The organism is Catellatospora bangladeshensis, from assembly GCF_016862575.1.
Classification (GTDB): domain Bacteria; phylum Actinomycetota; class Actinomycetes; order Mycobacteriales; family Micromonosporaceae; genus Catellatospora; species Catellatospora bangladeshensis.
Genome location: NZ_BONF01000030.1, coordinates 99,429 through 116,000, shown reverse-complemented (window position 1 = coordinate 116,000; position 16,572 = coordinate 99,429). Strand labels below are relative to the sequence as shown.

Annotated in this window: 13 protein-coding genes; 3 read left to right on the top strand and 10 right to left on the bottom strand. The window is 71.7% G+C overall.

The window, feature by feature from the left end; genetic code table 11:
• Nucleotides 1-12 precede the first annotated feature (12 nt).
• Nucleotides 13-846, top strand: a complete 834-nt coding sequence (larE, locus tag Cba03nite_RS24955) for an ATP-dependent sacrificial sulfur transferase LarE (RefSeq protein ID WP_203750834.1) — start codon at nucleotides 13-15, stop codon at nucleotides 844-846.
• A 228-nt stretch (nucleotides 847-1,074) separates the two neighbouring features.
• Here the strand turns inward: larE and Cba03nite_RS24950 are convergent, their stop codons facing one another.
• The 10 genes from Cba03nite_RS24950 to Cba03nite_RS24905 all read right to left on the bottom strand — a co-directional run bounded on the left by Cba03nite_RS24950 (nucleotide 1,075) and on the right by Cba03nite_RS24905 (nucleotide 12,879).
• Nucleotides 1,075-1,992 (bottom strand): lysophospholipid acyltransferase family protein, encoded by a 918-nt coding sequence (locus Cba03nite_RS24950; RefSeq protein WP_203750833.1) that lies wholly within the window; start codon nucleotides 1,990-1,992, stop codon nucleotides 1,075-1,077.
• Between the two features lie 10 nt (nucleotides 1,993-2,002).
• On the bottom strand, nucleotides 2,003-3,580 hold the full coding sequence (larAH, locus tag Cba03nite_RS24945; protein ID WP_203750832.1) for an NPN-dependent hydroxyacid isomerase, LarAH14/15/16 family: 1,578 nt from the start codon (nucleotides 3,578-3,580) through the stop codon (nucleotides 2,003-2,005).
• 10 nt (nucleotides 3,581-3,590) lie between these two features.
• Nucleotides 3,591-4,814 carry a zinc-dependent alcohol dehydrogenase gene (locus Cba03nite_RS24940; RefSeq protein WP_203750830.1) on the bottom strand — a complete coding sequence of 408 codons (1,224 nt, stop codon included), beginning with the start codon at nucleotides 4,812-4,814 and terminating at the stop codon, nucleotides 3,591-3,593.
• Nucleotides 4,811-7,108: an HAD-IB family hydrolase gene (locus tag Cba03nite_RS24935; RefSeq protein WP_203750828.1), complete on the bottom strand. Its 2,298-nt coding sequence runs from the start codon at nucleotides 7,106-7,108 to the stop codon at nucleotides 4,811-4,813. Before Cba03nite_RS24935 ends, Cba03nite_RS24940 begins: the two co-directional genes overlap by 4 nt.
• A gap of 9 nt (nucleotides 7,109-7,117) precedes the next feature.
• On the bottom strand, nucleotides 7,118-8,047 hold the full coding sequence (locus Cba03nite_RS24930) for an alpha/beta fold hydrolase (protein WP_203750826.1): 930 nt from the start codon (nucleotides 8,045-8,047) through the stop codon (nucleotides 7,118-7,120).
• A gap of 27 nt (nucleotides 8,048-8,074) precedes the next feature.
• Entirely contained in the window at nucleotides 8,075-9,328 is a 1,254-nt protein-coding gene (locus Cba03nite_RS24925; protein WP_203750825.1) for a beta-ketoacyl-[acyl-carrier-protein] synthase family protein, read from the bottom strand.
• 82 nt (nucleotides 9,329-9,410) lie between these two features.
• On the bottom strand, nucleotides 9,411-9,671 hold the full coding sequence (locus Cba03nite_RS24920) for an acyl carrier protein (RefSeq protein WP_203750824.1): 261 nt from the start codon (nucleotides 9,669-9,671) through the stop codon (nucleotides 9,411-9,413).
• Nucleotides 9,672-9,725: 54 nt separating this feature from the next.
• Nucleotides 9,726-11,075: a flavin monoamine oxidase family protein gene (locus Cba03nite_RS24915; RefSeq protein ID WP_203750823.1), complete on the bottom strand. Its 1,350-nt coding sequence runs from the start codon at nucleotides 11,073-11,075 to the stop codon at nucleotides 9,726-9,728.
• Nucleotides 11,072-11,293: an acyl carrier protein gene (locus tag Cba03nite_RS24910; protein ID WP_203750822.1), complete on the bottom strand. Its 222-nt coding sequence runs from the start codon at nucleotides 11,291-11,293 to the stop codon at nucleotides 11,072-11,074. The genes Cba03nite_RS24915 and Cba03nite_RS24910 overlap by 4 nt, the downstream gene beginning before the upstream one ends.
• Nucleotides 11,293-12,879 (bottom strand): AMP-binding protein, encoded by a 1,587-nt coding sequence (locus tag Cba03nite_RS24905; RefSeq protein ID WP_203750821.1) that lies wholly within the window; start codon nucleotides 12,877-12,879, stop codon nucleotides 11,293-11,295. Before Cba03nite_RS24905 ends, Cba03nite_RS24910 begins: the two co-directional genes overlap by 1 nt.
• 260 nt (nucleotides 12,880-13,139) lie before the next feature.
• On the opposite strand from Cba03nite_RS24905, the gene Cba03nite_RS24900 reads away from it, so the two are divergent.
• Entirely contained in the window at nucleotides 13,140-14,867 is a 1,728-nt protein-coding gene (locus Cba03nite_RS24900; RefSeq protein ID WP_203750820.1) for an NAD(P)/FAD-dependent oxidoreductase, read from the top strand.
• A gap of 26 nt (nucleotides 14,868-14,893) precedes the next feature.
• Entirely contained in the window at nucleotides 14,894-16,561 is a 1,668-nt protein-coding gene (locus Cba03nite_RS24895) for an NAD(P)/FAD-dependent oxidoreductase (RefSeq protein ID WP_203750819.1), read from the top strand.
• Nucleotides 16,562-16,572 lie beyond the last annotated feature (11 nt).

Sequence of the window (16,572 nt, the reverse complement as noted above, 5' to 3'; positions counted from 1 at the left end):
GATCTGATTCGCATGAACGGAATTCGCACCGAGGAGGAACTCGCCTACCTGCTCGTCCAGGAGATCGCCGAATACGGGCGGACCCTGGTCGCGGCCTCCGGCGGCATCGACTCGACGGTCGTCGCCGCGGCGGCCGTGCGGGCCCTCGGCCCGGACCGCGTCGGGCTGCTCACCGCCGTCTCGGCGTCACTGCCCGGCGACGAGCTGGTCGAGATCCGCCGGATCGCCGCCGAGCTGGGCGTGGTCCACCACACCCCGGCGACCCGCGAGCTCGACCTGCCGGAGTACGCGGCCAACGGCAGACAGCGCTGCTACTTCTGCAAGAGCACGCTGCTGGAGGCGGCCCTGGAGACGGCGGCCGCCGAGGGTTACACCACGATCGCCACCGGCACCAACGCCACCGACCTGGGCGACCGGTTCCGCCCGGGCATCGCCGCCGCCCGCGAGCGCGGCGCGCGCACCCCGCTGGCCGACCTCGGCATCACCAAGGACGAGGTGCGCGCCGTAGCCCGCCACTGGGGCCTGCGCACCTGGGACAAGCCGGCCGCGGCGTGCCTGTCCAGCCGGATCGCGTACGGCATCACCATCACTCCCGCCCGGCTGGCCCGGGTCGAGCGGGCCGAGGCCGTGCTGCGCCGCCACCTGAGCGGCCTGGGCAACCGCGACCTGCGGGTACGCGACCTCGGCGAGTCCGTGCGGGTGGAGGTCGACGCGGACGCCCTCTTCTGGATCGAGCGCGACGTCGAGGTCCGCAACCTGGTCCGCGAATCCGGCTTCGGCGACCTCCCCGTCGAGGTCACCCCCTTCCGCTCCGGCTCCCTCAACGAACTCCCGGTCGCCGCCTGACCGCGCTCCCGGGCGGTCGCCTGCAGATTCCCCGAAACTGCACCCCGGTCGGGGTCGCAGGCTGCAGCTTCGGGGAAACTGCAGGCCGGTCGGGGCCGCAGGCTGCAGTTTCGGGGAAACTGCGGGCCCCCGCCGCGCCCGCACGCCCCGCCCGCCCGCTCGCCCGCCACGATCGAAGCTCCCGTCACGCTGCCGGAACAGCGGGGCGGGAGCTTCGCGGAAAGCGGGTCAGGACCAGATGCGGTTCGGGCGGGAGGAGGAGCGGAGCGGGCGGGTGGCCTCCCAGAGGCGGCGCCAGGGGGCGCCCTGGGGGCCGGCGGGGCGTTCGATGCGCCCGGCGTGGGATTCGCGCAGCGCGCGGTACCAGCCCAGGTCCTCCTCGGCCCAGAGCCGGTGGACGGCGTCGGCGACGCGGACGTTGAAGTCCCGGGCCGGCTCGCCCTCGTGCGGCAACATCGGGCGGCCGTAGCGGACGACCAGCGACGGGCGGCCGCGGGTGATCGCCCACTCGCCGCGCGGCATCGCCGCGTACGTGCCGCGCATGGCCACCGGCACCACCGGCACCTTGCGCGACCAGGCCAGGAACGCCGCGCCGATGCGGAACGGCGACATCCAGCCGTCCTGCGACCGGCTCGCCTCCGGGAACAGCAGCAGGCTCCAGCCCCGGTCGAGCAGCTCCGGGGCGAGGCTGGCCTGCTTCTGCTTCGACGAGCCGCCGAAGCGCTCCACCGGGAACGCGTTGAACGCCAGCGTGGTGAGCACCGCACGCCAGCGGGCGGTGAAGAAGTAGTCGGCGGCGGCGCCGACCGCGACCCGGCCCGCGAAGTGCTTGGGCAGCGTGTTGAGGATCAGCGGGGCGTCCAGGTGGCTGGCGTGGTTGGCCGCGAAGATCACCGGGCCGGTCAGCCCGTCGAGGTACTCGGTGCCCTCGACGGTGGGCCGGGTCTGCGCCCACACCAGCGGCTTGAGCACGCCGCTGTGCAGGCCGCGCCGCACGGTGCGGGCGGGCTTGCTGCGCGTCCACGCCGTCGGGAAGGTCAGCCCGGGGCTGGGCTCGCGATACTGCACGGCCGAGCGCGGCGTACGCGAGCGCCCCCGCCAGTCCCGCCCGGACACCAGCTCCCGGAAGTCGCTCTTGAGGCTCATCGTCTCCCCCTCACCGCACGTCGGCCAGCGTGGCCGGCGGCGTGTGCTGGTAGGTGATCGACGGGCTGCCGCCCACCGTGTCCTTGGCCATCTCCAGCGCGTCGGCCAGCGTGGACGCGCTGCGGAAGCCCATCCGCGCGGCGGCCTTGCGGTCCGCGCCGACGAAGATGACGTCGCCCAGGTGCTCCATGGCGTGCGCGCCCCAGTACCACATGTAGAGCGGGTGCACGCCGTGGTAGGCGTAGCTGTTGCGGTAGAGGTGGGTGTACCAGGGGTCCTCGGCGAACTGCTTCTCGAACTTCGACTCGATGGCCTGCTGGTCCGTGGTCTGGGTCAGCACCTCCTCGAAGAAGTCGATGTAGCTCGGGTGGTGGATCTGGTGGAAGTCGTTCTGCATCGGGTGGTAGAAGATCGCCACCCCGCCCTGCCGCACGATCGGCTTGTTGCGGTACAGGTTGAAGAAGTAACCCAGGCCCAGGCTCATCACCAGGATCGGGTTCATGATCGAGTTCACGTTGTACGGGCACAGGAACGGCAGCCCCCACACCCCGATGTCGGCCTGCCCGTCGATCTCGGTCAGCTGCTGCCGGTGCACGTTGGCCAGGGTCAGCGGGTGCACCTCCTTCGGGTCGCCGGCGTGGATGCCGGTCACCCCGAACGGCGCGTCGTTGCGCTGCCAGATCTCGCGGCGCAGTTTCAGCGGCGTCATCTCGTTGGCCTTCTTGAAGGCCAGCAGCGACGCCTGGTCGCGCAGGTTCCACTCCCACTCGCGCTTCTGCAGGAACTTCGTCGCCTCGGGGAAGTTGTCGCCGTTCAGCGTGGTCTCGATGGTGAAGACCTTGACGTGGTCCTCCACCACCTTCGCCATGCGGTGGTAGGAGTGGTGCATCGCCGAGTTCGGCGGGTCGTTGAACGACGTCGAGTGCCGCAGCGTGTGCACGTTGTGGTGGTGCTTCAGGCTCTTGTACGAGCCCAGCCCGACCGCCACCGACTTCGGCCCGCCGCTCATCGCGGTGAGCGTGATGTTGACGTACACCAGCAGGTCGCTCTCGGCCGCCCGCTTGTTGATCTCGACGTCCTCGCCGTGCCGGGTCAGGCCCAGGTGGGTCATGCCGTCCGGGTCCTCGGCGTCGTGGTTGCGCAGGTGCTTGGGGAAGAAGGCACGGAACACCCGGTCGCCGACGGCCCGCTTCAGCTCGGCCGGGGTCATCCGCCGGTGCAGTGCGTTGGCCGCGAGCAGCTCGACGTCGTCGACCCCGGCCGCCGCCGCGAGCTCCAGCACGTGCTCGATGATGCGGCCGCGGATGTCCGGCGGGCGCATCTGCGGCAGCGGCAGCGAGATGTCGTCGAACACGATGGTCAGCCTCATGTCCGGGCGCAGCAGCTCCGGCAGCGGCGGGGTGCCGTGCGGGTTCAGCAGCGCGTGCCGGATGGCCGCGTCCAGGTCGCGGATGCCCGGCAGCGAGTCGGGCGGGTAGATCACGCGCGTGCCCAGCGGGAACTTCTCCAGCCGGAAGCCCTCGCCCTGGTGCACGAGGAGAGAGGGGGTGCGCTCGTCCACTTCGAGTACGAATCCGGGTCTGCTCATCTCGGTCTCCTCAGATCTCGGCCAGGTCGAAGGCGACCTTGACGGTGCCCAGGCGTCCGGCGTCGGCCGCGTGGCCGACCGCCTCCCGCCAGCGGGTCAGGGGGTAGCGCGCGTCCACGAAGCCGTCCAGCGGAGCCCGGCCGACCAGGTCGAGCGCCCGGTCGAAGTCGCCCTGCCGGCCGCCGTCGGCCTCGGGCACCCCGCCGGAGTCGGTCGCGTACGCCCCGACCAGGTGCAGCTCGCGGAACCAGAGCGGGGTCAGGTCCACCCCGGTCGACGGCATCCCGGAGAGCACCACCGTGCCCCCGGCCCGGGTCAGCCGCAGCGCGGTGTCCAGGCCGCCCCCGCCCGTGCACTCGAACGTCACGTCCGCGCCGCCGAGCAGGTACTCCGCGCCCATCACCGGGCTCTCCAGGCTGCCGCCGGTGAGCCGGCGCACGGCCCGTGCCGCGCGGGCGGGCTCGATCACCTCGGTCGCGCCGAGCTGCCGGGCCCGCACCTGCTGGTGCCGGTGCTTGGCCACCACGTGGATGCCGCCCACCTCGGTGTACTCGCGCAGCGCCAGGATGGTGAGCAGGCCGACGGTGCCCGCGCCGATCACCACCACGGTCGCCCCGGCGGGCAGCGCCACCCGGCGCACCGCGTGGATCGCGCAGGCCAGCGGCTCGGCCAGCACGGCCAGCTCGTCGCGCACGCCCTCGGGCACGACGTGCAGCTGGCTGCGGTGGGCCACCATCTGCTTGCCCCAGCCGCCGCCGGTGTCCCCGCAGTAGCCGGTCTGCAGGCCGGGCGCGAGCCCGCCCGAGGTGACCGCGATGCAGCGGGACTGCCGTCCCTCGGCGCACGCCGGGCACAGCCGCAGCCCGCGCGCCGCGCAGGACAGCACCGGATCGACCACCACCCGGCTGCCCTTGGGCAGGTCCGGCGCGTCGTCCAGGGTCACCGCGACCACCTCGTGGCCGGGCACGAACGGCGTGGACACCAGCGGCGTCAGGTACGGCGAGGACCGGCCGGTGAGCATGGCCAGGTCGGAGCCGCAGATGCCGGACAGCAGCGGGCGCAGCCGCACCCAGCCCCGCCCCGGCAGGTCCGGCACCGGCAGCTGGGTGAGCTGCAGCGGCGCCAGGTTGCCGGCGACCGCGCTGGTGAACCGGGAGCCGATCCGGGTGCTGGTGACGCCGCGCGCGGTCAGGTACTTGACCGGCGAGTTCTTGTACTGCAGGGCGAGCATCATCGGACACCACCGGGGACTCGGTTGACGGTTTCCACCAGCGTCTCCAGCGCCCCGTGCGTGTTCGCGCCCCACTGCTCGATGTGCCAGTGCTGCTTCTTCGCGTGGCGGTACAGGCGCGGGTCGGGGTTGACCGGGGTCGGGTTGCCGACCAGCTCCAGCAGCGGGCGGTCGGAGTAGCTGTCGCCGTAGGCGTACGAGCGGGACAGGTCCAGCCCGTGCTGCCCGGCGTAGCGGCGCAGCCAGGCCGCGCGCGCCTCGCCGACCAGCGGCGGGGTGTCCAGGTAGCCGGAGATCACGCCGTCGGCGCCCACGTGCAGCCGGCTGGCCTGGATCTCGTCGAACAGCGGGGCCAGCGGCGTCAGGAACAGCGACGCGGTGCCGGTGATCAGGATGGTGCGGTGGCCGGCCGCGCGGTGCGCCCGGATCCGGCGGACCGCCTCCGGCATCGCGCGCAGCAGCAGCGCCTCGCCCATCCGCTCGTCGACCAGGCGGCGCATGGCCGCCTCGGACGCCCCGGCGTAGCGGCGCATGAACTCGCGGATGAAGTCGCTGCGGCTGCGCCGGTCGGTCTTGGCGTAGCCGACCATGGCCCCGGCCAGCGAGATCAGCTCGCCGGGCCACTGCGCGCGCTCCCGGTCCACCAGCCGCGCCCACAGGTACGTCTCGATGACGTTGGACTTGACGATCGTGCCTTCCAGGTCGAACACCGCCGCGATGCCCTCGCCGGGGACCAGCGGTTTCGGCCCGGCGGCGCGCGGGCGGCGGTTGCCCGCCTGCCGCTGCAGCGCGGTGATCGCGGGGCAGTGCACCTCGCGGATGTAGTGCGTCCAGTCGATCACCGAGGTGTCGAAGCCGAAGCGCTCCGCGTGCTCCGGCGGCATGGACCGGTGCAGGGCCAGGGTCCGGTCGTCGGTGTAGATCGTCTCGACCGCGCTGTACACGCTGTACAGATCGGACAGCTTGCGCAGCTGCTCGACCCGGGTCTTCTCGGTGTGCACCTTGGTCATCCAGCCGCGGGTGCGCGGCGACGACGGCAGCCGCATCACCGTGCGCTCCGCGGCCGAGACCAGCCGCTCGCCGTGGCGCAGCAGCCCGTCGAGCTTGCCGGTGCCCACGAACCGGAAGGACGGCACGGTGATGTGCCCCTTGTCCTTGTCCGGCATGGGGTGGCGGCCGAAGTAGTCGCGCAGGTGCTCATCCATGTCGCGGGCGCTCAGCGGGTTGCGGAAGCCCGAGCCGGCGTGGAAGTACGCCGTCTCGCCCGGCGCGACCGGGTTGGCGGTGACCGCGAGCATCGCGTTGACCACGAAGTCGATCGGGATGACGTCGACCGGCGCGTCCGGCACGCCGGGCGGGAAGGGCAGGATGCCGCGGCCGTAGGCCAGGATGATCGGGTCGAGCATCTTGTACGACTCGAACCAGCCCGGGAACGGGTGGTGCAGCGCGCTCTGCACGATGGTGGGGCGGAACACCGAGATGCGCATGCCCTTGGTACGGGCGTACTCCTCGGCGACGCGCTCGGCCAGCGCCTTGGTGAAGGTGTAGACGTCGGTCCAGCCCAGGCTCTTGGCCCGCTGCCGACCCGCCTCGACCAGGCGCTTGTCGACCAGCTCCAGCCGGGAGCGCTCCGCGGCGGCGGCGGCCCAGGTCGGCCCGGCCTTGCCGTCGGCGGCCCGGCCCTCGCTGAGCAGGCGGGCCAGCACCTCGGGGCGGCGTGACTCGCGCTCCACCTCGTCGCGTGCGGCGTTCGCGGCGGCCAGCTCGGCCCGCCAGTCGACGTCGTGCTCCAGCGGCGCCTCCGGCACCAGGCCGAACCGGCCGCCGTTGACGTACGCCGTGGACACGTGCACCACGTGCGGCTGCACCGGCAGGCGGGACACGGCGTCGTAGAGGTTCACCACGCCGGTCACGTTGATCCGGAACGCCTCGTCGATGGGCGGGTCGAAGGAGACCGACCCGGCGCAGTGCAGCACCGCGGTCAGGTCGTCGGGCAGGCGCAGGTGGGGCGAGGTCAGGTCGCCGTCGAGCACGCTGACGCGGGTGCGCAGCAGCTCCTCGATGCCGGGGGTGCCGATGCGCTTGCGCAGCGCGCTGAACACCGGCTTGCGGGTGAGGCCCGCCAGGCGGCTCGCGGCCGAGGTGGCGCCGCGGCCCCGGATGAGGACGGTCACCCGGGTCGTCGGATGGTCGGCGAGCAGGCGCTCCAGCAGCGCCTGCCCGAAGAAGCCCGTGGCGCCGGTGATCAGCACGTGGCCGTTCTCCAGCAGCCAGTCGGGCGTGGGTGCGGTGGACACTGATCCTCCCTAGGGTGCGCTGTCGGCGTGCCGGCCCGGGGCGGCCGGCTGCTGCTGCCGGGACTCCGCGAGGAAGTCCAGGACCCGGGCGACGACCTCCGGGCGGCGGAGGATCCGGCGGTGGCCGTATCCGGTGGTGCCGATGAGCCGCACGTCGGGCAGGGCCCGCTGCAGCGTCAGCGCCTCGGTGTACGGCACCTCCTTGTCCTGGTGGTCGTGGATCAGCAGGGTCGCCGGGAGCGTCTCGGGGGCGCGGTCGGCGAACCGGTCGGGCAGCGTGAAGTCGGTCATCGGGCGGCCGAGCCGTCCCTCCAGCCCGGTGCGGAACCGGGCCAGGCAGCGCGGGCCCATGCCGAGGGTGCGGGCGAAGACCGCGACGTGCGGCTCCAGCTCGCTCGGCGCGCCGATGGTGACCAGCCGCTCGGTGGCCAGGCCGTCGGCGACGGCCACGCCGGTGGCGCAGCCGCCGAGCGAGTGCGCGATGACGGCGTACGCCGGGCCGCAGTCCGCGACGACCGCGCCCAGCGCGCCGATGAGGTCGGTGAGCAGGCCCCGCCCCGGGCCGAACGGGCCCGGGTCGGAGTCGCCATGGCCGGGCGCGTCGAGTGCGACGACGCGGAATCCCGAGTCCGCCAGCGGGGCGACGAAGTCGCCCAGGTCGGTGCGCCGGCCGCCCCACCCGTGCATCAGGTAGACGGTCTGCTCGCCGGCGCCCCACTCCTCGGCGACGATCCGGCCGGTGGGTCCGGCCACCTCGAAGCGGCGGCCGGGCGGGCACGCCCCGGCCGGGTGCTTACGCGGGATCGCGCACCAGATGCGCTCGGCGAGCCGGCCGCCCACCGCCGGCGCCGTCCGCTCCAGGACGGCGAACAGCGAGCGGATCGCGACCAGCTGCACCGCCTGCGCGGGCGTGGCCTTGCTGACGGGACTGACTGCCATGGCAACTCCTGCGGGTTACGCGCCGGCTCAGCCGGCGGTGGCGCCGGCGGTGGCGAAGACGAGGCTCACGTTGTGGCCACCGAAGGCGAACGAGTTGGACAGGGCGGCGCCGACCGGTCCGATCCGAGTCTTCACGACGTGGTCCACATCGCACAGTGGGTCGGGTTCCTCGAGGTTGGCGGTGGCGGGCATCATGCCCCGCTCGACGGCCAGCACGGTGGCGATCGATTCGATCGCCCCGGCGGCGCCGAGCAGGTGCCCGGTGACGCCCTTGGTCGAGCTGACCGCGGGCGAGTCGCCGAAGGCCGCGCGGATCGCCGTCGACTCGACCTGGTCGCCGAGCTTCGTCGAGGTGCCGTGCGCGTTGACGTACTTCACGTCGCCGGGCGCGAGGCCCGCGCTGCGCAGCGCCTTGCGCATGGCCTGGGCGGCGGCCTCGCCGTCCGGCCGCGGCATGGTCGGGTGGTACGCGTCGGTGGTGGCGCCCCAGCCGATCAGGTCGGCGTAGCGGCGCGCGCCACGCGCCTGGGCGAACTCGGCGCTCTCCACCACCACGATGCCCGCGCCCTCGCCGAGCACGAAGCCGTTGCGGCGCGTGTCGAAGGGCCGGCTGGCGTGGGCCGGGTCGGCCCAGCCGGCGGCGAGCGCCCGCGCGTTGCCGAACGCGGCCACGCCGGTGCCGCCGAACGGCGCCTCGGACCCGCCGCAGATCACCACGTCGCACTCGTCGTCGCGGATGAGGCGCAGCGCCTCGGCGATGGCGTGCGCGCCGGCGGCGCAGGCGGTGGAGATGCTGGAGCTGAAGCCGCGGATGCCGTACTTGATACCGATCCGGGCGGAGGCCATGTTGGGCAGGAAGCCGGGGTAGAGCAGCGGGCTCACCGCGTTGCCGCCGCGCGCCTGCCAGCCGAAGGACTGCTGCTCGTAGGTGGACATGCCGCCGACGCCGGTCGACACGACCACGCCCACCCGGTACGGGTCGACGTCGGTGCCGATCTCGATCTTGGCGTCGCGGATGGCGTCGTCGGCCGCGGCCAGGGCCATCAGCAGGAAGCGGTCGACGACGCGGGCGGCCAGCGGCGGCAGCACCTCGATCGCCTCGATGGGCGGGGCGATGGCGGCGGCGTCGACGGCGCCGAAGGTCGGGTGCCCCTCAGGCGGGTTGACGATGCCCGAGCGGCCGACGCACAGCGCGTCGAAGAACTGGTCGAGGTCGCGGCCGACGGGCGTGAACACGCCCATGCCGGTGATCGTTGCGGTTCGTGCGGCTGAAGCGGGCATCGCTCTCAGGTCTCCTCGTCACTTGAGGGCGGCCCGGCCGGTCCGGCCGGCCGGGCCGTGCACTTGGGGAGGGAATTGCCGGTCAGGCGCTCGCGCCCACGGCGGTGCGGGCCGTGACCTCGCCCGCGATCTGGTCGATGGTGAGGCCGGTGAAACCCGACATCTCCTCCTCGGTGAACTTCGAGCCGTAGGTGTCCTCCAGCAGGATCGCCAGCTCGGCGATCGCCAGGGACTCCAGGTCCAGGCCCTCCGGGCCCAGCACCGTGTCGCCGGTCACGTCGCTCACGTCGTAGTTCATCTGGGCCAGGCCGTCGATGACGGTCTTGCGGACCTCAGCGATCATCGTGATCACTCCTTCTGTTGGCGGTGTGTGCTACTCGGTGCGGATGGAGCTGGCTCAGGTCGGCTCGGAGACGAGTGACCGTGAGTCGTGGGCCGTGAGGACCTCGGACACCACCCGCTGTCCGGAGCGGATGGCGCCTTCCATGAGCCCGAAGTACTCGGTGCTCGTCTCGGTGCCGGCCCAGTGCACGCGTCCGGAGGCGGTGGTGAGCCGGGGCCCGTGCCGCGTCCAGTCGCCGGGGCCGAACAGCGCGGCGTAGCAGCCGACGCTGTACGGGTCGTTCAGCCAGTCGGTGATGTGGCACTCGACCGGCTCCCCCAGGAAGGGGAAGACGTGCTTCGCCTGCGCGATCGCCGCAGCGCGCTGCTCGTCCGCGGAGAGGGCGGAGAAGCGGTGCGCCTCGGCGCCGGTGACGAAGCCGGTGAGCACGCCGGGGGAGCCCCCGGCGGGCGTGTCGTCCACGGTGGACAGCAGCGGCCCGTCCGCGCTGATGGACCAGCCGGACAGCCCGTGCTCGCGCCACGCGGGGGTGGGGTAGACGAGCTGGATCTTCAGGGCCGAGCCGCGCGCGGTGTGCGAGCTGGTCCGGGTGTGCGGCAGGCGCGGGGTGAACTCGATCCGGTCGGCCAGCTCCGGCGGGATCGCCACGATCACGGCGTCGGCGCGGTGTACGCCGCTCGCAGAGTGCACGACGACGCCGTTGTCGTCGTGGTGGATCGCGGTGACCGGGTCGTTGAGCCGGACCGGGTGCGGCAGCTGGGCGGCCAGCCGCTCGCTGATCTGGTGCGCGCCGCCGTCGACGCGGGACTCCTGCGCGCCGCCCTCGAACGCGTTCAGGTAGCGCAGGCCGCCGCCGGAACGCAGGTAGAAGGCCATGTGCAGGACCGAGACGGCGGCCGGGTCGGCGGCCATCATCTCGCCGAGGAACAGCGGCAGGAAGGTCGCCGCGTCCGGGTGGTCGATCTGCTCGGCGGCCCACTTGTCGACGGTGAGCCGGTCGAGCACGTCCGCACCGGGGGTGCGCCACGGCTCGTCCACGTCGACCAGCCGGGTCACCTCGTCCAGGGCGTCGAACATGCCGCCCAGGGCGATGGCGTTCAGGGGCGGGAAGCGGCCGTCCACGGTGCGCAGCCCGCCGCCGATGTCGAACCGGCTCGCCCCCACCATGTCGGTCGACATGGTGCGCAGGCCCAAACCGGTCAGCATCGAGATCAGCTCGGTGTGGCGTACGCCCAGGTAGGCGGCCCCCGCGTCGACCCACCGGCCGGGTGCGACCTCGATGCCGTGGGTGCGCCCGCCGACCCGGTCCCGCGCCTCGAGGACGGTGACGTCCACGCCGGCGGCGGACAGGCCGGTGGCCGCGGTCAGGCCGGCCAGGCCGGCGCCGACGACGATGACGTTCATACCGCCACGACCGCGAGCTTCTCGGACAGGCTGCCCGGCGTCGGGGCGGCCATGAAGTCGTCGAACGTCAGCTCGGTGCCCGTACGCCGGGCCACGGCGCTCAGGATGCGCGTCGCGGTCAGGGAGTCGCCACCCAGCTGGAAGAAGTCCGAGTCGACGTCGATGTCGTTGGTCTCCAGGATCCGGCGGAAGATGTCGACGATGTCGTGCGCGTTCATCAGTGACCTCCGAGGTCGGTCGCGGTCGTGCTGGCGAGTGCGGTCGTGTAGCGGCTGTGCGAGCTGCGGCGGTCGACCTTGCCGCTGGCCGTGTGGACGAGCTCGGGGACGGCGATGATGCGGCCCGGCACCAGGTGTCCGGGCACCCGCGCGGCCAGGTCGGCGCGCACCCCCGCGACGAACTCCGCGCTGTCTGCGGTCTCCGTACGCGGGACGATGTAGGCGACCAGGGTGGTCCGGCCGAGCGTGGTCACGCCCAGCACGGCCGCGGCGGCGACGCCGGGGCACCTGGTCAGCTGCGCCTCGACCTCGGTCGGGTTGACCCGGATGCCGCGCACCTTGACCTCGTCGTCCAGGCGCCCGGCGTGGATCAGCGCGCCGTCGTCGCGGGCGCGGACCCGGTCGCCGGTGCGGAAGAAGCGGCCGGAGGCCGGGCCGAGGTCGAGCCGGACGAACTTCACCAGCGTCGCGTCCGCCATGCCCCGGTAGCCGGTGGCGATGGCGGGCCCGCCGATGAGCAGCTCGCCCTCGTCGGTGACGTGCTCGACGACGTGCGGGAGCCGGTGGCCGATGGGCACGGCCGGGTCCTGCGGGTCGGCGGGCGCGGCGAGCGGCCCGTGCAGGTCGATGGCGTGCGTGATCAGCGTGGTCTCGGTGCAGCCGTAGGTGTTGACCAGGCGGATGTGCCCGGTGCGCAGGCCCTTCCAGTCGGCCAGCCGGGCCGGGCTCACCGCCTCGCCCCCGATGATCACGGTGCGCACCGACGCCGGCAGCGCCGCCTCGTCCTCGGACAGGTGCAGGACCAGCTCGTGCCAGTACGCCGTGGGCAGGTCGACGACGCTGATCCGCTGCCGCTCCAGCATCCGCAGGAAGCGGTGGAAGGAGCCGGAGTGCGCGTCGGGGTCGAACACCAGCGTGGCGCCGGTGGTCAGCGCGGGCAGGATCTCCTCGAAGGCGGTGTCCCAGTTCAGCGAGGCGAACTGGAGCACCCGGTCCTCCGGGGAGAGGTCGAAGAGGTTGCGCAGCGACGTCACCGTGGCGGTGATCGCGGCGCGCGGCGTGGTCACCGGCTTCGGCATCCCGGTGGAGCCGGAGGTGAACAGCAGGTAGGCGGGCTCCTCGGGGCCGTCCGGCAGGCGCGGCGGCTCCGCGGCCGACGGCTCGTGCCGGATGTCGAGCACCTCGACGCCCGGCGGCACCGGCGGCGCGAGCTGCCCGTCCGCGGTGACCAGCACGGCGCTCGACCGTGCGGCGGCGAGCATCTCCAGCTGGCGTGCGACCGGGAAGCCCGGGTCGAGCGGGCAGTAGGTGCCCCCGGCGAGCAGCGTCCCCAGCAGGCCGACCATGGTGGCCGGCGCGTGCGTGGCCAGCACGCAGACCACGCCCGGGTACGGGCCGAGCAGTTCGGCGACCGCGTTGGCGCGACGGCTCAGCTCGGCGTAGGACAGTTCCCCATCCGGTGAGGCGATCGCCACCCGGTCCGGGTAACGGGCCGCGACCCGCTGGAACGTCTCGATGAGATCGGGGACCGCGGGTGGCGGCTGGTGCCCGCGGGCAGCCCGGCCCTTGTTGCGTTGTACCAGCATCACATCCTCCAGCAGGTTCGTGACCAGCGCGGACGCTGATTCATCGTCGGACGAGTTCCTCGCTTGTTGAAATCCTTGGCTGATGCAGTTAAAGCCACGACCCTGTGTCGCGTCAAGTCATCAGGCATTGACATCTTGTGGACGGAGAGGGAAAGTCATCAAAGAAGGAAGTCAACACATGTCGAAAACTCGAAATGGGGGGCGACCGGCCGACGCCTCGGCTTCCTCCACCCCTACGCGACGCACCCGAAAGGACCAAGATGGATCCGAAGGACGAATACGACGTGATCGTCGTCGGCTCGGGTCTGGCCGGATCGATGACGTCGGCCTGCCTGTCCCGCAACGGCGCACGGGTGCTGCTGGTCGACGCCGGCTCGCACCCGCGCATGTCGATCGGCGAGTCCACCATCCCGGCGACGTCGATGATGATGCGCCTCGTCGCCGAGCGCTACAACGTGCCGGAGATCAAGTACCTGGCCACCTTCGAGGGCGCCTACTCGAAGGTCACCACCCAGGTCGGGGTCAAGCGCAACTTCGGCTTCGTCTACCACCGGCCGGGTGAGCGACAGGTCCCGCGCGAGACCCACATGTTCCCCATCCCGAAGATCACGCACACGGAGAACCACTTCTTCCGGCAGGACGTCGACAACTGGATGGTCCTGGTCGCCGTGAAGTACGGCACCAAGGTCGTGCAGCAGACGCGGGTGACCGACTTCGACTTCGACGAGGACGGCGTCACCGCCACGTTCCACACCGGCAAGCAGGTGCGCGCGCAGTACGTGGTCGACGCCTCCGGCTACCGCTCGCTGCTCGCCGAGAAGTTCGGCCTGCGCGAGGACCCGACCCGGTTCCGCCACCACAGCCGCACCCTGTTCACGCACATGGTCGGCGTGAAGCCGTACGACGAGCTGGCGCCCAAGAGCCGCTACCACCACCCGAGCCCGTGGCACGAGGGCACCCTGCACCACATCTTCCCCGGCGGCTGGATGTGGGGCATCGCCTTCGACAACCACCACCGCGCGACGAACCCGCTGTACAGCGTGGGCCTGCAGCTGGACCCGCGGCAGCACCCGAAGCCGGACTGCACCCCGGAGGAGGAGTTCCGCCGCTTCATCGCGCAGTACCCGGACATCGCGCCGCAGTTCGCCAACGCCAAGGCGGTCCGCGACTGGACCCGCACCGACCGGCTGCAGTACTCCTCGCGGCAGACCGTGGGCTACCGGTGGTGCCTGACCTCGCACGCGGCCGGCTTCATCGACCCGCTGTTCTCGCGGGGCCTGTCCAACACCATGGAGACGATGAACGCGCTGGTCCACCGGATCCTGTCCGCGATCAAGGACGGCGACTGGTCGACCGAGCGCTTCCAGCACATGCAGGACCTGGAGCAGGGTCTGCTCGACTTCAACGACGACCTGTGCGCGAACGCGTACATCTCCTTCGGCAACTTCAAGCTCTGGGACGCGTGGTTCCGCATCTGGTCACTCGGCCAGATCATCGCCACCTTCGAGATCAACCGGGCGTACGCCAAGTTCGTCGACTCCCGCGACGAGTCGGTGCTCAAGCCGCTGGAGAGCCCCTGGTGGCGCGGCAAGGTCGTGGCCAAGGGCCAGCCCTACGAGAACGCCCTGCAGCTGCTGCGCGACGTCAACGAGGTCATGCAGTCGGCCCAGCGCGGCGACATCGGCGCCGAGGACGCCGCGGACGAGCTGCTGCGCCGGCTGCGGACGGCGGACTTCGTGCCGCCCGCGTTCGGCCTGGAGGACCCGGACAACCAGTGGACCGACGCGTCGCTCTTCGGCGTGCTCAAGACGCTGCGCTGGGCCAAGAAGAAGGCCCCGGCCGACATCGGGCAGCTCACCTACGAGGGCCTGACCCTGTTCATGAAGAAGCGGTTCGACAAGGGCGAGTTCGAGTTCGGCGAGGAGCTCAAGCACGCGCTGGCCCCGACGGTCTTCGGCAAGCGCTTCCGGGTCCCGACGCCGAAGTGACCCACCCCTCACCGAAAGGAGATCCCGTGTCCGACAAGGGAAAGTCCCACGAAAACGTCTATGACGTCGCGATTCTCGGCTCCGGGTTCGCCGGGTCGATGCTCGCGGTGATCCTCGCCCGGCAGGGCGCGAAGGTCATGATCGTCGACACCAAGGCGCACCCGAAGTTCGCCATCGGCGAGTCCACCATCCCGAACATGCTGGTCTCGCTGCGCACCATGGCCATCCGGTACGACGTGCCCGAACTGCTCGCGCTGTCCACCTTCTCGGGCTGCCAGGACATCATCTCGCCCTGGCACGGCGTGAAGAACCACTTCGGCTTCCTCAACCACCAGGAGGGCAAGCCGCAGGACCCGGGCCAGCTGACGATGTTCAACTTCCCGAAGCTGCTGCACGAGACCTCGCACATGTACCGGCAGGACACCGACGCCTACCTGTACTACGCGGCCATCAAGTACGGCGCCGACGCGAACACGAACTTCCACGTGGTGGACGTCGACTTCGACGACGACGGCGCCACCGTCACCTCCAACCAGGGCGAGACCGTGCGCTGCCGGTACGTGGTCGACGCGAGCGGCTACCGCTCGCCGCTGGCGGACAAGTTCAGCCTGCGTGAGGAGCCGTGCCGGTTCAAGCACCACTCGCGGGCGATCTGGAACCACTTCGTCGACATGCCCAACACCGACGCCGTGTTCGAGCGGGACAAGAAGGACACCCCGCCCGTGCCGTGGTACGAGGGCACGGTGCACCACCTGTTCGAGCGCGGCTGGCTGTGGATCATCGCGTTCGACAACGACAAGTCCTCGAAGAACCCGCTGTGCAGCGTCGGCCTGACGCTGGACGAGCGGCGCTGGCCGCGGCAGGAGGGGATGACCCCCGAGGAGGACTTCTACTACCACATCAACAAGTTCCCGGACATCGCGCGGCAGATGGAGGGCGCCAAGCCGGTGCGCGAGTGGGTGGCCACCGACCGCCTGCAGTACTCGTCCCGGCAGACGGTCGGCGACCGCTGGGTGCTGCTGGCCCACGCGGCGGCGTTCATCGACCCGCTGTTCTCCCGCGGCCTGTCGAACACCTGCGAGACCATCAACGTGCTGGCCTGGCGCATCCTCGCCGGGATCAAGGACGGCGACTTCTCCGCCGAGCGCTTCCGCGAGGTCGAGCGGCGCCAGCAGGCCCTGTTCGACGGCAACGACAAGCTGGTCAACGCCGCGTACATCTCGTTCGAGCACTACGACCTGTGGACCGCGGTGTTCCGCACCTGGGCCTGGGGCTCCAACGCCGGCGCCTTCCGCGCCCACGAGGCCTTCCGCAAGTGGCGCAAGTCCGGCGACGAGGCGGACCTGCTGGAGCTGGAGGACGTCAAGAACCCCGGCCTGCACTGGTCGGACCACGAGGGCTACAACGAGCTCTTCGACGCCATGGTCAAGCACTGCGACGACTTCGAGGCCGGGACCATCAGCGGCCCGCAGGCCGCCGACAAGCTCTACAAGCACCTGCGCGAGGCCAAGTACGTCCCGAAGCACTTCGGCTGGGACGACCGCAACCTGCGGTTCATCAACCCGACGCCGCTCAAGCTCGCCAAGACCATGTGGTGGGCGGCGACCGAGGCCCCGCCCGAGGTGCGCCGGATCATGCTCGGCTTCGTGCGGGAGGCGGCCAAGGAGTTCGTCATGGGCCGCAGGATCTTCTGACCGCGGCCATG

Excerpts from the sequence above, each read along its gene's own strand:
- Cba03nite_RS24910 (WP_203750822.1), bottom strand. The coding sequence starts at position 11,293 with ATGAACGCGCACGACATCGTCGACATCTTCCGCCGGATCCTGGAGACC.
- Cba03nite_RS24925 (WP_203750825.1), bottom strand. The coding sequence starts at position 9,328 with ATGCCCGCTTCAGCCGCACGAACCGCAACGATCACCGGCATGGGCGTG.
- Cba03nite_RS24905 (WP_203750821.1), bottom strand. The coding sequence starts at position 12,879 with ATGCTGGTACAACGCAACAAGGGCCGGGCTGCCCGCGGGCACCAGCCG.
- Cba03nite_RS24940 (WP_203750830.1), bottom strand. The coding sequence starts at position 4,814 with ATGATGCTCGCCCTGCAGTACAAGAACTCGCCGGTCAAGTACCTGACC.
- Cba03nite_RS24915 (WP_203750823.1), bottom strand. The coding sequence starts at position 11,075 with ATGAACGTCATCGTCGTCGGCGCCGGCCTGGCCGGCCTGACCGCGGCC.
- larE (WP_203750834.1), top strand. The coding sequence starts at position 13 with ATGAACGGAATTCGCACCGAGGAGGAACTCGCCTACCTGCTCGTCCAG.
- Cba03nite_RS24930 (WP_203750826.1), bottom strand. The coding sequence starts at position 8,047 with ATGGCAGTCAGTCCCGTCAGCAAGGCCACGCCCGCGCAGGCGGTGCAG.
- Cba03nite_RS24950 (WP_203750833.1), bottom strand. The coding sequence starts at position 1,992 with ATGAGCCTCAAGAGCGACTTCCGGGAGCTGGTGTCCGGGCGGGACTGG.
- Cba03nite_RS24920 (WP_203750824.1), bottom strand. The coding sequence starts at position 9,671 with ATGATCGCTGAGGTCCGCAAGACCGTCATCGACGGCCTGGCCCAGATG.
- larAH (WP_203750832.1), bottom strand. The coding sequence starts at position 3,580 with ATGAGCAGACCCGGATTCGTACTCGAAGTGGACGAGCGCACCCCCTCT.
- Cba03nite_RS24900 (WP_203750820.1), top strand. The coding sequence starts at position 13,140 with ATGGATCCGAAGGACGAATACGACGTGATCGTCGTCGGCTCGGGTCTG.